This window comes from Caulobacter sp. ALps2 (genome assembly GCF_058681635.1).
In genome coordinates this window covers 24,663-38,188 of sequence record NZ_JBZWKE010000002.1, presented here as the reverse complement: position 1 = coordinate 38,188, position 13,526 = coordinate 24,663, and the positions used below count along the sequence as shown (strand labels likewise).

12 protein-coding genes are annotated in these 13,526 nt (G+C 69.2%); 3 read left to right on the top strand and 9 right to left on the bottom strand.

Translation table 11 applies throughout. The annotated features are described in order from the left end of the window. Positions 1–38: 38 nt before the first annotated feature. Positions 39–2,375: a heavy metal translocating P-type ATPase gene (locus ACW173_RS25215; RefSeq protein ID WP_062099706.1), complete on the bottom strand. Its 2,337-nt coding sequence runs from the start codon at positions 2,373–2,375 to the stop codon at positions 39–41. Positions 2,376–2,762: 387 nt separating this feature from the next. Between ACW173_RS25215 and ACW173_RS25210 the strand changes: the two genes are divergently transcribed. The 3 genes from ACW173_RS25210 to ACW173_RS25200 all read left to right on the top strand — a co-directional run bounded on the left by ACW173_RS25210 (position 2,763) and on the right by ACW173_RS25200 (position 5,398). Continuing rightward, the gene (locus tag ACW173_RS25210) at positions 2,763–4,298 is read left to right on the top strand and encodes a PAS domain S-box protein (protein ID WP_492086164.1); all 1,536 of its coding nucleotides are present in this window, start codon (positions 2,763–2,765) and stop codon (positions 4,296–4,298) included. Further along, on the top strand, positions 4,288–4,911 hold the full coding sequence (locus tag ACW173_RS25205) for a response regulator transcription factor (protein WP_099504373.1): 624 nt from the start codon (positions 4,288–4,290) through the stop codon (positions 4,909–4,911). The genes ACW173_RS25210 and ACW173_RS25205 overlap by 11 nt, the downstream gene beginning before the upstream one ends. A 79-nt stretch (positions 4,912–4,990) precedes the next feature. Beyond that, the gene (locus tag ACW173_RS25200; protein WP_137803446.1) at positions 4,991–5,398 is read left to right on the top strand and encodes a response regulator; all 408 of its coding nucleotides are present in this window, start codon (positions 4,991–4,993) and stop codon (positions 5,396–5,398) included. Positions 5,399–5,432: 34 nt separating this feature from the next. Here ACW173_RS25200 and ACW173_RS25195 read toward each other — a convergent pair whose 3' ends face one another. The 8 genes from ACW173_RS25195 to ACW173_RS25160 all read right to left on the bottom strand — a co-directional run bounded on the left by ACW173_RS25195 (position 5,433) and on the right by ACW173_RS25160 (position 13,519). After that, on the bottom strand, positions 5,433–5,870 hold the full coding sequence (locus ACW173_RS25195; RefSeq protein ID WP_062099702.1) for a DUF411 domain-containing protein: 438 nt from the start codon (positions 5,868–5,870) through the stop codon (positions 5,433–5,435). 64 nt (positions 5,871–5,934) lie between these two features. Beyond that, complete coding sequence (locus ACW173_RS25190; RefSeq protein ID WP_492086163.1) at positions 5,935–7,197, bottom strand: MFS transporter; 1,263 nt, start codon at positions 7,195–7,197, stop codon at positions 5,935–5,937. Further along, positions 7,188–8,156 carry a copper resistance protein B gene (locus ACW173_RS25185; protein ID WP_171012819.1) on the bottom strand — a complete coding sequence of 323 codons (969 nt, stop codon included), beginning with the start codon at positions 8,154–8,156 and terminating at the stop codon, positions 7,188–7,190. Before ACW173_RS25185 ends, ACW173_RS25190 begins: the two co-directional genes overlap by 10 nt. After that, the gene (locus ACW173_RS25180) at positions 8,153–9,841 is read right to left on the bottom strand and encodes a copper resistance system multicopper oxidase (protein ID WP_099504367.1); all 1,689 of its coding nucleotides are present in this window, start codon (positions 9,839–9,841) and stop codon (positions 8,153–8,155) included. The genes ACW173_RS25185 and ACW173_RS25180 overlap by 4 nt, the downstream gene beginning before the upstream one ends. Before the next feature lie 29 nt (positions 9,842–9,870). Further along, positions 9,871–10,896 carry an alcohol dehydrogenase AdhP gene (adhP, locus tag ACW173_RS25175; protein ID WP_099504365.1) on the bottom strand — a complete coding sequence of 342 codons (1,026 nt, stop codon included), beginning with the start codon at positions 10,894–10,896 and terminating at the stop codon, positions 9,871–9,873. A gap of 23 nt (positions 10,897–10,919) precedes the next feature. Beyond that, positions 10,920–12,440, bottom strand: coding sequence for an aldehyde dehydrogenase family protein (locus ACW173_RS25170; RefSeq protein WP_062100021.1), 1,521 nt, complete (start codon positions 12,438–12,440; stop codon positions 10,920–10,922). Positions 12,441–12,594: 154 nt separating this feature from the next. Beyond that, entirely contained in the window at positions 12,595–12,951 is a 357-nt protein-coding gene (locus ACW173_RS25165) for a DcrB/PsbP domain-containing protein (protein WP_197425325.1), read from the bottom strand. Positions 12,952–13,072: 121 nt separating this feature from the next. Continuing rightward, positions 13,073–13,519, bottom strand: coding sequence for a four-helix bundle copper-binding protein (locus ACW173_RS25160; protein WP_062100023.1), 447 nt, complete (start codon positions 13,517–13,519; stop codon positions 13,073–13,075). Between the last annotated feature and the right edge of the window lie 7 nt (positions 13,520–13,526).

The window sequence follows — 13,526 nt, the reverse complement described above, 5'->3', positions numbered from 1 at the left end:
AGCGGTTTGGGCGGCGGCTTCGGGACGAGCGCGCATGCTCATATCTTCTGCCGATTGAGCCGCAGCGCGTTGGTGACCACGCTGACCGAGGACAGCGCCATCGCCGCGGCCGCGATGATCGGCGAGAGCAGGATGCCAAACAGCGGATAGAGCACGCCGGCCGCCACGGGCACGCCCGCGACGTTGTAGATGAAGGCGAAGACCAGGTTCTGGCGGATGTTGGACATGGTCGCCTGGCTCAGCCGCCGCGCCTTGACGATGCCGTTGAGGTCGCCCTTGAGGAGGGTGACGCCCGCGCTCTCGATCGCCACATCGGTCCCCGAGCCCATGGCGATGCCGACATCGGCCGCGGCGAGGGCCGGCGCGTCGTTGACGCCGTCTCCGGCCATGGCGACCACGCGCCCCTCGCGCTTGAGACGCGCGACGACGGCGCTCTTCTGGTCGGGCAGGACCTCGGCTTCCACTTCCTCGATGCCCAGACGCCGCGCGACCGCCTCGGCCGTGGTGCGGTTGTCGCCCGTCAGCATCACCACCCGGATGCCTTCGGCCTTGAGGGCGGCCAAGGCTTCGGGCGTGGTCGCCTTGACGGGGTCGGCGATGGCGAAGGCGCCGCCGACCCGGCCGTCGACGCCGATGAAGATCGCCGTGGCCCCGTCGCGGCGAAGGGCGTCGGCCTGCTCCGCCAGGGCCTCGGTCGCGACGCCCTCGTCGGCTAGGAACCGGGCGTTGCCGAGCACGATGCGGCGGCCCTCGACGGTTCCCAGCGCGCCGCGCCCGGTCGGGGAATCGAAATCGCTGACCTCGGCGACCGCGACGCCGCGCGCCTTGGCCGCTTCGACGATGGCCAGCGCCAGCGGATGTTCGGACGCCCGTTCGACGGACGCGGCCAGCCGCAGCAGTTCGACCTCGTCAAACCCCGCCGCGGGCACGACCTGCGTGACCGCCGGGCGGCCCTCCGTCAGCGTGCCGGTCTTGTCGACGACCAGGGTGTCGACCTTCTCCATATGCTCGAGCGCTTCGGCGTTCTTGATCAGGACGCCGACGCCCGCGCCCCGGCCGACGCCGACCATGATCGACATCGGCGTGGCGAGCCCCAGCGCGCAGGGACAGGCGATGATCAGGACGGCGACGGCGGCCACGAGTCCGTAGGCGAAGCGCGGCTCGGGCCCCCAGACGCTCCAGGCGATGAAGGCCAGGACCGCCACGCCGATGACGACCGGGACGAACCAGCCGGAGACCTGGTCGGCCATGCGCTGGATCGGCGCGCGCGAACGCTGGGCCTCGGCGACCATCTGGACGATGCGGGCGAGCATGGTGTCGCGACCGACCTTGTCGGCGACGATGACCAGCGCGCCGGTCTGGTTGAGCGTGCCGCCGATCACCTTGTCGTCCTTGGCCTTCGTGACCGGCATGGACTCGCCGGTGACCATCGACTCGTCCAGCGAGGAACGGCCGTCCTCGACCACCCCGTCGACCGGGACCTTTTCGCCGGGCCGCACGCGCAGACGATCGCCGACCGTCACCAGATCGAGGCTGACCTCCGCCTCCGACCCGTCCGCCGCGATGCGGCGCGCGGTCTTGGGCGCCAGATTGAGCAGCGCCTTGATCGCGCCCGATGTGCGCTCGCGCGCCCGCAGTTCGAGCACCTGGCCCAGCAGCACCAGCACGGTGATCACCGCCGCGGCCTCGAAATAGACCGCCACCACGCCGTCGGTGTTCTGGAACGCGGGTGGGAAGACCTGGGGCGCGAGCGTGGCGACGACGCTATAGATCCAGGCCACGCCCGTCCCCATGGCGATCAGCGTGAACATGTTGAGGTTGCGGGTCTTCAGCGAGGCCCAGCCACGCTCGAAGAACGGCCAACCGGCCCATAGGACCACCGGGGTAGCCAGGGCGAACTGGACCCATATCGAAACCGGCATCGGGATGATGTGATGCAACGCGGGGAATAGATGGCCGCCCATCTCGAGGATCAGCACCGGGATGCTGAGAGCCAGACCGACCCAGAAGCGGCGGGTCATGTCGATCAGCTCATGGCTGGGACCGGCGTCGGCGGTCACCGTCGCCGGTTCGAGCGCCATGCCGCAGATGGGACAGGCTCCGGGATGGTCCTGGCGGATCTCCGGATGCATGGGGCAGGTCCAGATGACGCCTTCGGGCGCGGCCGACGCGGCCGACGCGGCCGGCGCGCCGAGATAGCGGTCGGGATCGGCGATGAATTTGGCCCGGCAGCCCGCGCTGCAGAAGTGGTGCGGCTTGCCGGCGTGCTCGGCATGGTGCGCGGTCTTGGCCGGGTCCACGCTCATGCCGCAGACCGGGTCCTTCACCTGGTCGGCCGCCGGGGCGCCATGCGCCGTGGGCTTGGTCTCGTTCATCCGCGCGTTCCTTTCGCCAGCAGCCCTTGTAGGGTCTGAGATCGTGCCGGGGTCAATACGTACTCTCCTCAGACCCGCGGCTGGAGAGGGCAACAGGCCGCGAGGCGTTCGACAAGCCGCGCGGGCGCCAAGCAACGGCGCGGCCGCACTTTGCGCTGAAATTCTGAGGGGACCGGCCGGCCCGCGCGTAAACGCGATAGGACCCCGCGGATACAAGCGAGACCGTGACCCATGGATGCACTATCGGACCCGCGCGCGTGGGGGCTGAAGGCTGGCGCGCGGCGTTGTCGGGCGGCCTGCCGGTCCGGCCCCGCGGGGTGTCGCCAAGCTCGCGCTCGCGCCGCATCGCCGCGCCTGCGCGCCGCGGATCTGGCCTGAGCCGGCGGCATGCGCGACCAGGATCAAGGCCCCGAGGCGGGCGTGGCCGCCGTCGAGCAGCTTGCGCGGCTGTTTCTGCGCCAGGCCGGCGGCTATGTCCTGACGCTGCTTGCCGCCTCGGGACGGGTCCTGAGCTACAATATCGGCGGCGAACGGATCGAATGCTGGTCAGCCGATCACGTCGTCGGCCAGCAGCACGATGTCTTCTATCCGCCCGATGAGATCCACGCCGGGCGTCCCCGGGCGGATCTCGCCGCGGCCTTGCGCGACGGCGTGCTGGAGCGCGAGGCCTGGCGGGTCTGCGAAAACGGCGCTGAATACCTCGCCCGCCTGACCGTCACGCCGCTGTTCGACGCGGGCGCGCATCGCGGCTTCGCCTGCATCGCCCGCGACATGACCGACGAGGCCGCGGTGCGCGCCTCCATCGAAACGCGCGAGCAGCATTTGCAATCGATCCTGGCGACGGTGCCGGACGCGATGATCATCATCGACGAGGCCGGCGCCATCACCTCGTTCAGCGCGGCGGCCGAGCGCCTGTTCGGCTATCGCGAGGCCGAGCTGATCGGGAGCAATGTCGCGTGCCTGATGCCGGAGCCGGACCGTGGCCGGCACGATGAATACATCGCCCACTACCTGCAGACCCGCGAGCGCCGGATCATTGGCGTCGGCCGCGTCGTGGTAGGCCTACGCCGCGACGGGTCGACTTTCCCGATGGAGCTCTCGGTCGGCGAGGCCGGCGAGGACGGCCAGCGGCTGTTCACCGGCTTCATCCGCGATCTCACCGCCAAGGAGCGGGACGAACTGAAGCTGAAGGAGCTTCAGGCCGAACTGGTCCATGTCTCCCGCCTGAGCGCCATGGGCACCATGGCCTCGACCCTGGCGCATGAACTCAACCAGCCCCTCGCGGCGGTCTCGCTCTATCTGGAGACCATCCGCGACATGCTGGAGGCCGAACCCGGCGAGCCCTTCGCCACTTTGCGCTCGGTGATGGACGAGGCCGCGCAGGAGACCCTGCGCGCCGGCCATATCGTGCGCCGGCTGCGCGACTTCGTGGCGCGCGGCGAGGTCGAGAAAAGCCTGCACGACCTGGCGCATGTGGTCGGCGACGCTAGCCAGCTGGCGCTCGTCGGCGCGCGCGAGCGGGGGGTGCGCAGCTTCTTCGACTTCGATCCGGCGGCCACGCCCGTCCTCGTCGATCGGGTGCAGATCCAACAGGTCCTGGTCAACCTGATGCGCAACGCCATCGAGGCGATGGCGGACTCGCCGATCCGCGACCTCAGGATCGCGACGAGCCTGCGTGACGACGGCCTAATCGAGGTCACCGTCGAGGATAGCGGGCCGGGCATCGCCGAGGACATCGGCGAGCAGCTCTTCACGGCGTTCGTCTCGACCAAGGCCGACGGCATGGGTCTGGGGCTCTCGATCTGCCGGACCATCATCGAAGCGCACGGCGGGCGAATCTGGTTGGAGCGGCCCGCGCTGGGCGGGGCCCGGTTTCATTTCACCTTGATCCACGCGGCGGGGGAGGAGGACTATGACGGATAAGCGGGTCATTCACCTCGTTGACGACGAAGAGGCCATCCGGCGCGCGGCCGGGTTTGCGTTGAAGGCGGTCGGCCTTGGCGTTGAGACCTACGCCTCGGGTGTCGAATTTCTGGCCCGGGCCCGGCCCACGACCCAGGGGTGCGTCATTCTCGACGTGCGCATGCCGGCGATGGACGGCCTTGAGGTGCAGACAGCCATGGCCGAGCGCGGCATCCACATGCCGGTGATCGTGCTGACGGGTCATGGCGACGTGTCGGTCGCCGTGCAGGCCATGAAGGCCGGCGCCGTCGACTTCCTGGAAAAGCCCTTCGAAAAGGCCGCGCTGTTGCGCGCGGTCGAGCGGGCGTTCGCGCGCATCGCCGACGCCGACATCCGCGCGATCGAGGCCGCCGACGCGCATGTGCGCATCGCCGCCCTCACGCCTCGGGAACGCGAAGTGCTGGAGGGTTTGGCCCAGGGCTATCCCAACAAGACCATCGCCTATGACCTTGGATGCTCGTCGCGCACCGTGGAGGTGCACCGCGCTAGCCTGATGGTCAAGCTGGACGTGCGCAACCTGTCCGAGGCGCTTAGGATCGCCTTCGCCGCCGGGATGGGCCGCAAACCCAAGTGACTGCGAGGTTTACGTAGCGACCTGGAGACGGCCGACGTGCGAGGTTTGGCGGGCTTCAACCGGGTGTTTTGATCGCGCGATGTTATCGGTCAGTCCCTCGCCGCGCGATCGCCGCTATACGGTTCTGGTCTCCGACGATGATCCGGGCGTGCGACGCGGCCTGCTGCTCTTGCTTCGAGCCCGCGGCTACGCGGTGAGCGGCTACACCACCGGCAGCGCCCTCTTGGCCGACCCGCGCGCCAGGGAAGCCGATTGCGTGATCCTCGACTACCGGATGCCCGACATCGACGGCCTGACGCTCCTGGATCATCTCCGGCGCCAGGGCTGGCGCGGCGGCGCCATCCTGATCTCCGGCTTCTACGACGAGGATCTCGAGCAACGCGCGCGCGCGGCCGGCTTCGATCAGGTGATCCCCAAGCCGGTGATCGGCCGGGCGGTGCTCGAAGCCTTGCGTCGGCAGTCGGGGATGTCGCGCGACGCGCATTGACCCGACGCCAGCCCATGGCCCTGACCGTTGGAGGTCAGTAGCGGGCGAAAACCCGCGCGCCGGCCGGCCCGAAGGCCACGACATCGTAGTGTTGCCGCGCCCCGCTCGGCGCCGCCATGCCCTCCGAGCCGATCGGCATGCCGCCGACGGCGAGCCCCTTCACGCCAGCCGGCCGGGCGGCCAGGAGACGCTTCACCTCGGCGACCGGCACATGACCTTCGATAACGAAACCGTCGATGATCGCGGTGTGGCAGGAGGAAAGCGCCGGCGGCAGGCCGGATTGGCGCTGCAGGCGCACGCGGGCGACCTGATCCCTGACGATGACCTTTCTGTCCAGTTTCGCACGGACGGCCTGGGCCCAGGCCTCGCAGCAACCACATCCAGGGTCGCGATAGAGCAGGATGTCGCCAGCCGCCAGCGCGGCGCTGGGCAAGGCGAGCAACAGCAGAACGGCGGCGAGGCGGATTTTCATGGGCGGACTCCTTGGCGTGAAGCTGGGCGCGTGGCGGACGCGGCTCTCGGACGTGGCGGCGCTGTCACGCCCTTTCCCCGGCTGGATGGACCGGTGTCGCCGTCCGGCGCCATATCGCCGGCAGAAGCGCGAGCAGACCGAGCGACAGCCAGCCGATCGCTTCGACGACGGCCGCTTGCCGATGGGGTGACACGACGGCGAGCGACATGGGCGCCAGCGCCTGGCCGAGGCTCGCGGCTGTATGCTGCAGCCCAAGCATGACTCCAGAGGGCCGCATGGGGCCGCTGATCCAGAAGCTCGTGACCAGCCGAAGACTGGCTGAGCTCCAGCCGGCGACGGCGATGAGACCGGCCATTTCGACCACGGTCGTTCCAAACCGAAAGAGAAACAGCGACAGGGCTAGAAGCGCGAGCGTGAGGCAGGCCAGGCGTCGAGGCGCGGTCACCAGCCAGGTGACGCGGGTGTGGAAAAGCTGAGCCGCCAACATCGCCAGCCCGCAGAGACTGAGCATCCCGGCGATCGCCTCGCGGCTCAGCGCGCCCTCGGAGCGGGTCACGAGCAGGCTGACATGCATGGCGGCGAGTCCGCCGCCGCCGACGATGGTGACAAGCAGGAGGACAAGCGTGACGACGCGCGGCGGGGCTTGCAGGCGACGTCCCTCGGGACGGGCGGCACAGCGGGCCGGCAAGCGCACAATGCCGGTCGTCAGCGCCAGCGCCAGCACGGCGATGACGAGCGCGAGCACCAACAGCGGCGTGGGGGGAAAGAGCGACGCGGACGCTTCGGCGAGCAGGGGGCCGAACAGGTCGCCAAGAAACATGAAGGCCGTCAGCCAGGTGAAACGCCTCGCCTGCTCGTCCCGGCCACCGGGTGCGAAGTTCGTTGACAGCAGCGCCAGCGGGATGATGGCGGCCGCGGACAGCCCAGCCAGCAAGCGAAGTCCATACAGCATGGGGAGCGGGACCGCCCCGACCGGCGCGGTCGCCAGCGCGAGGACGACCAGGGCCGTGCGCAGAATGATCCGGTAGTCGATGCGGTCGGCGAGCCATCCCCAGAGCGGCGCGAAGACGAGCGCCGCCAGCGGGTGGGCCGCCGTCAAACTCGCGACATGGACATCGTGGATGCGCAGCGCCAAGTCGGCCTGGCCTCCGTCGACGAGGGTCGGGAGAAAGGCGAGGACGGCGGTCTGGCCCGCAGACGCCGCCGCGACCGCGAGAAGCAACAGGATCGACGCAGCCGTCTGGCTCCGGCCAGGGCTATCGTCCGCCGCAGAACACGTCAGGCCGTCTTCCGGTCGCCAAGGCGCCGCGCAGCGCCTCACCACCATGATCGCAAGCCGACAACCACCCGATGCTCGGCCGGGCGCTGGCGATCGGCACGTCGGAAGTCGGCGGTGTCGTCCAGCGCCCGCTCCCAGACGAAGCCGACATAGGGCGCGAATTTCCGCGAGACCTCGTAGCGCAGCCGAGCGCTCAGCTCGACGTTGCTGAAGCCGCCGCCGAGCTCACGGTCGGTCGAGCGCTTGGAATAGAGGTTGGTTTCGACCTGCGGGGTCAGGATGAGGCGATTGGTGAAGCGGACCTCGTAGGCGCCCTTGGCGCGGGCGCCGAGGCGACCGTCGTCGCCGACGTAGCCGGTCAGCTGGACATCGAACCAGTAGGGCGCCAGGCCCTCGACGCCGGCGGCGAGCCAAGTGGTCGCCCCCTTGCCGAGATCCTGACGAACGCCCAGCAACGTGCCCCAGAACGGGCTCTTGCTGCGCCACCACAGCGCCTCGACGCTGCTCTCCGGATCGAGGCGATCCTTGGAGTTCTTGAGGCCCTGGCTGCGCAGCCAGAGCTTGCTGTCGTCCTGGCCCTGGGTGACGAGGACGGTCCAGCCGACGCCCTGCCCCTCGTTGCCGCTGGCGAACTCCAGTTCGTCAACGAGAACCTTGGGGATCGACAGCTTGTCGGCCATCTCGTAGCCCGGCAGCGTCGAATTGCGATAGCCGTCCGCATAGTCGTCGGAGTTGCGGGCGTCCGGCGGAGCCTTGCCGCCCTGCATCCGTCCCATGTCCATGGTCATGCCGCCGGCGGGCGTCCCCGCGCCGGACATATCCATGCCGGACATATCCATGCCCGCGTGATCCGCAGGCGCCGCGGGGGAGGCCGTTGGGGCCGGGCTCGGCGGCGGTGGCGCGGCGTGCTGATGGGGGGCGTCCTGGGCGATTGCGGGCGCGGCCACGGCCGAAACGCTCAGAGCCAAGGCGAGCAGAGACGCTCGCGAGAGGGCCAGACGGGTCATGCGACGACCACCTCCCGGAACATGCCGGCCGCCATGTGGTAGAGCAGATGACAGTGGAAGGCCCATCGCCCCATGGCGTCGGCGGTGACGCGAAAGCTGATCCGCTGGGCGGGCTGGACCACCACGGTATGCTTGCGGACCTGGAACGCGCCGTCCGGGCCTTCGACATCGCTCCACATGCCGTGGAGGTGCATCGGGTGGGCCATCATCGTGTCGTTGACGAGAACGATGCGCAGCCGCGCGTTCGGCTTGAAGTGGAGCGGACGGGAATCGTTCAGCTTGATCCCGTCCAGCGTCCAGATGAAGCGCTCCATGTTGCCGGTGAGGTGCAACTCGATCTCACGCTCCGGCTCGCGAGGATCCGGATCGCCGCCGGGCGTGCGAAGGTCGGCCAGGGTCAGCACCCGCCAGGACCGCTCGCGCAGGCCCGCGCCGGGATCGTCGAGATTGGTGCGCGGATAGTCGACGCGCATGTCGGTGTTGGCGCCGTACTCGGTGCGCGCGTGACGCGCCTTCGGGGGCGTGTCCGCCATGCCGTGGCCGGCGTGTTCGCCGCCCATGGCGGCCATGGCGCCCATCATGTCGACCGGATCGAGCCAGGTCCGCGCATCGAGCGCCGGCGTCGGCGCCGTCATGCCGGGCGCTGGGGCGATGACGCCGCGGGCGAAACCCGTCCGGTCGATCGATTGGGCGAAGATCGTTCGGGCGCCCTCGGGCATGACGAACTCGACATCGTAGGTTTCGCCCGGTCCGATCCGGAACTCCTCGACCGTCACCGGCTCCACCGGCTGGCCATCGGTCGAGACGACGGTCAGCGGGACCCCAGGAAGGCGCACGTCGAAGAAGGTCGCCGTCCCCGCCCCCACGAACCGGAGGCGAACTCGCTCGCCGGGGGCGGCGATCGCCGTCCAATTCCCGGCCGGCGGCGTTCCGTTCATCAGGTAGGTGTAGGTGGCGGCGGAAACGTCGCTGTAGTCGGTCGGGTTCATCCGCGACCGGTTCCACATCCGCCGCCGCGCGAGGGCCTCGCCGAACCCCAGCTTGCCCACATCCTTGAGGAAGTCTCCGGCGGTCGGCTGCGCGAAATTGTAGTAGCTGCTCAGCTTCTTGAGGTTCGTGAAGATCTGCAGCGGCGGTTCGTCCGACCAGTCGCTCAGCAGGATGGCGTAGTCCCGATCGGGCGCAGGTCCGGTCGGCGCGCGCGGCTCGACGATGATCGCGCCATAAAGCCCGGTTTGCTCGGCCAAGGTGTGCGCGTGATACCAGTAGGTGCCCGCCTGACGCAGCTCGAAGCGATAGGTGAAGGTCTCGCCGGGCGCGATCCCGGGAAAGCTGATGCCTGGTACGCCGTCCATCTCGGCGGGCAGGATGACCCCGTGCCAGTGGATGCTGGACATCTCCTTGAGGCGGTTGCGGACGCGCAGGGTGACGGTGTCGCCCTCGCGCAATCGCAGCACGGGGGCGGGCACGGCGCCGTTCACCGCCGTGGCGATCCGACGCTTGCCGGTGAAGTTGACCGGCAGTTCGGCGATCTCGAGATCGAATTCGGTCCCGCGCAATTCGGCGGTCGCGGCGGCGGCGGGGCCCGCCAGCAGCGCCGGCGAAACTCCGGCCACCGCCCCGCTGACCGCCAGGCCCTGGACGAAGCGGCGCCGTGTGGCCGGCAAGGTAGGACTGTCGAACATGGTTTGCTCGCGGTTCGTCGCGGGGGGGATTAGGCGAGGTCGAGGACGATGCGGCCCTCGATGTCGCCGTGGTGCATGCGCGCGAAGACGTCGTTGATCTTCTCGAGCGGTTCGGTGTGGACAGTCGCGTGAACCTTGCCCTCGCCGGCGAAGGCCAGCGCCTCCATCAGGTCGAGCCGGGTGCCGACGATCGAGCCGCGGACGGTGACGCCGTTGAGCACGGTGTCGAAGATCGACAGCGGAAAATCGCCGGGCGGCAGGCCATTGAGGGCCACCGTGCCGCCGCGCCGGACCATGCCGAGCGCCTGCTGGAAGGCCTTGGGCGAGACGGCGGTGACGAGGACGCCCTGCGCGCCGCCGATCGCCGCCTTGATCGCGGCGGCGGGATCCTGCTCTCGGGCGTTGACGGTCACGGCCGCGCCAAGGCGTGTCGCCAGATCGAGCTTGCGGTCGTCGATGTCGACCGCCGCCACGTTGAGCCCCATCGCCTTGGCGTACTGCACGGCCATGTGACCCAGGCCGCCGATGCCGGAGACCACGACCCACTCGCCCGGCTTGGCCTCGGTCGCCTTCAGTCCCTTGTAGACGGTAACGCCCGCGCACAGGATCGGCGCGATGTCGATAAAGCCGACATTGTCCGGCAGGTGGCCGACATAGTTGGGGTCGGCGAGGACGTATTCGGCGAAGCTGCCGTTGACCGAATAGCCGGTGTTCTGCTGGCTCTCGCACAGGGTCTCCCAGCCCCCCAGGCAATGCACGCAGTGGCCGCAGGCGGTGTAGAGCCAAGGCACGCCGACCCGGTCGCCCTCTTTGACGTGGGTGACGCCCGACCCGACCGCGGCGACGTGGCCGACGCCCTCATGGCCAGGAATGAAGGGCGGGTTCGGCTTCACCGGCCAGTCGCCCTCGGCCGCGTGCAGGTCGGTGTGACAGACGCCGGTGGCGGCGATCTTCACCAGGATTTGTCCGGGACCGACCGTGGGGATCGGCGCTTCCTCGATGACCAGCGGCGCCCCGAATTTGCGCACGACGGCCGCCTTCATGGTCTTGGCCATGGCTGTTGCTCCTTTGCGAGGGATCAAAACAGACCGAGGCCATGCTCGTCGTAGGAGACGAGCAGGTTCTTGGTCTGCTGGTAGTGATCGAGCATCGCCTTGTGGGTCTCGCGCCCGAACCCCGAGGCCTTGTAGCCGCCGAAGGCGGCGTGGGCCGGATACTGGTGGTAGCAGTTGGTCCAGACCCGTCCGGCCTCGATCGCGCGGCCTAGACGGTAGGCGGTGTTGCCGCTGCGGCTCCAAACGCCTGCGCCGAGGCCATAGGGCGTGTCGTTGGCGATCGCGATCGCCTCGTCGAGGGTCTTGAAGGTCGTCACCGACAGCACCGGGCCGAAGATCTCCTCCTGGAAGATCCGCATGCTGTTGTCGCCGACGAAGACGGTCGGCTGCACGAAATAGCCCCCGTCGAGTTCGCCTCCGGGCAGCGCCCGCGCGCCGCCGATCAGGCATTGCGCGCCCTCGTTCTTGCCGATCTCGATATAGCCGAGGATCTTGCGCAGCTGGTCTTCGGACGCCTGGGCGCCCAGCTGGGTCGCGGGGTCGAGCGGGTCGCCCTGACGGATCGCCGCCACGCGGGCCACGGCCCGCTCCATGAACCGGTCGAAGATCGATTCATGGATCAGGGCGCGCGAGGGACAGGTGCAGACCTCACCCTTGTTGAAGGCGAAGAGCGTGAACCCCTCCAGCGCCTTGTCGAAGAAGGCGTCCTCCTCGTCCAGCACGTCGGCCATGAAGATGTTGGGCGACTTGCCGCCGAGCTCCATCGTCTGCGGGATCAGGTGATCGGCCGCGGCGTGCATGATCGCCTTGCCCGTGACCGTCTCGCCGGTGAACGAGACCTTGGCGATCCGCGGGTTGGCGGCGATCGCCTGGCCGACGGTTCGGCCGGGCCCGGTCACGACGTTGAGCACGCCCGGCGGCAGGATGTCGGCGGTGAGTTCGGCGAGCATCATCAGCGTCAGGGGCGTCTGGGACGCTGGCTTGATGACCGTGCAGTTGCCGGCGGCCAGCGCGGGCGCGATCTTCCAGGCCGCCATCAGCAGGGGGAAGTTCCAGGGAATGATCTGGCCGACCACGCCAAGCGGCTCGCGGAAATGGTAGGCGATGGTGTCGGCGTCGATCGTCGAGATCGCGCCTTCCTCGGCCCGGATGCATCCAGCGAAATAGCGGAAGTGATCGACCGCGAGCGGCACGTCGGCGCCGCGCGTCTCGCGGATCGGCTTGCCGTTGTCGAGCGTCTCGGCGAGCGCCAGCAGGTCGAGGTTCTGCTCCAGGCGATCGGCGACCCGGCTCAGCAGCCGGGACCGCTCGGCCGGCGACAACCGCGCCCAGCCGGCCTTGGCGCGATGGGCGGCGTCGAGCGCCAGTTCCACGTCGGCCGGACCCGACAGGGCGAACTCGGCGATCCGGTCGCCATTGATCGGGCTGTGGTCGGCGAAGTACTCGCCCGTGGTCGGGGCCGACCAGGCGCCGCCGATGAAGTTGTCGTAGCGCGCCTTGAACAAGGGCGCGGCGCGCATCGTCTCGATGGCCTTGTGGAACATCGCTTGGCTCCCTGCTGGTGACGACGAGCCTAGTGGCGGGCGCGGCCGAGGATATCCGTAGATGTCACATCGCCTGGCGGCGCCCGGACGTGAAAGAACCTGCCGGGCGTGCTCGCCCGGCAGGTTCTTCGGCGCGTCGCGGCTTGAGCGGGCGTTACATGTCCTTCATGGGCATGGCGGGATCCTTGGCGTCCTTGGGAGCCATGGGTTTGCCTTTCGGGGCCATCGGCTTGTCCATGCAGCAGCCCTTCATGGGCTTCTTGGCGGCGGGATCCTTGGGCGGCGTGGCCGGCATGTTCGCCATCCCCTGTTGATGGTCCTTCATCATCTGGTCGTGCATCTGCTGGCCGCCATGGTCCATGCCCTGCATGTGGGCGTGGTCCGGCGGGGTCTGGGCGGAGGCGGCCGGCGCGGGCTGGGTCTGGGCCTTGGGCGCGGGGCCGTCGGCGAATGCGGCGGTCCCCATGGCCAGAAGGCCGACAGCGCCGGCCACGACTGCGATCTTGCGCATCATTTCTGATCTCCAACTTATGACGTTCGCGTCCGATGGCGTCGTCTGCATCTCGAACGGCGTGACGCTTGCAATGCCCGCAATTGGCGGCCGCGCGTATACGTAAGGTCCGAAGGCGCGGTCAGCGCGACATCTGTCGGCAGCCCGCGGCGCACACCCTGCACGTCTCGGCGCACTGGGCCATCGGGGCGTCGGCGCGGGGTTTCGAACAGGCCGCCGCGCACAGGTCGCAGGCTTCGGCGCAGGCGCGGCAGAGCACCGGGTGCAGGGCCGAGCCGCGGAGCATGGAGTTGGCGGTCGCCTGGCACAGCTCGGCGCAGTCGGTGAGCATGGCGATCAGGTCGGGGGCGGCGAGCGCGCCGCCTTGACCGAGGGCGTAGGCGGCGGTCTCAAGGCACCGGCGATGGGAAGCCAGGCAGTGATCGATGCAGTCGCTCATCGACATCGCCATGCCGGGCATGGCGTCCATGCCCTTCATGTCGTGGGCCTGGGCGGCCGCCGCGGCGGGCTGGGCGGCGCCGGCCGCCAACAGGGCGGCTCCCGTGAGCAGGTCTCGTCGTTGCAGCATGTCAATC

Excerpts from the sequence above, each read along its gene's own strand:
- ACW173_RS25195 (WP_062099702.1), bottom strand. The coding sequence starts at position 5,870 with ATGAAAATCCGCCTCGCCGCCGTTCTGCTGTTGCTCGCCTTGCCCAGC.
- ACW173_RS25165 (WP_197425325.1), bottom strand. The coding sequence starts at position 12,951 with ATGCGCAAGATCGCAGTCGTGGCCGGCGCTGTCGGCCTTCTGGCCATG.
- ACW173_RS25200 (WP_137803446.1), top strand. The coding sequence starts at position 4,991 with ATGTTATCGGTCAGTCCCTCGCCGCGCGATCGCCGCTATACGGTTCTG.
- ACW173_RS25185 (WP_171012819.1), bottom strand. The coding sequence starts at position 8,156 with ATGACCCGTCTGGCCCTCTCGCGAGCGTCTCTGCTCGCCTTGGCTCTG.
- ACW173_RS25205 (WP_099504373.1), top strand. The coding sequence starts at position 4,288 with ATGACGGATAAGCGGGTCATTCACCTCGTTGACGACGAAGAGGCCATC.
- ACW173_RS25190 (WP_492086163.1), bottom strand. The coding sequence starts at position 7,197 with ATGGTGGTGAGGCGCTGCGCGGCGCCTTGGCGACCGGAAGACGGCCTG.
- ACW173_RS25215 (WP_062099706.1), bottom strand. The coding sequence starts at position 2,375 with ATGAACGAGACCAAGCCCACGGCGCATGGCGCCCCGGCGGCCGACCAG.
- ACW173_RS25160 (WP_062100023.1), bottom strand. The coding sequence starts at position 13,519 with ATGCTGCAACGACGAGACCTGCTCACGGGAGCCGCCCTGTTGGCGGCC.
- ACW173_RS25180 (WP_099504367.1), bottom strand. The coding sequence starts at position 9,841 with ATGTTCGACAGTCCTACCTTGCCGGCCACACGGCGCCGCTTCGTCCAG.
- ACW173_RS25170 (WP_062100021.1), bottom strand. The coding sequence starts at position 12,440 with ATGTTCCACAAGGCCATCGAGACGATGCGCGCCGCGCCCTTGTTCAAG.
- ACW173_RS25210 (WP_492086164.1), top strand. The coding sequence starts at position 2,763 with ATGCGCGACCAGGATCAAGGCCCCGAGGCGGGCGTGGCCGCCGTCGAG.
- adhP (WP_099504365.1), bottom strand. The coding sequence starts at position 10,896 with ATGGCCAAGACCATGAAGGCGGCCGTCGTGCGCAAATTCGGGGCGCCG.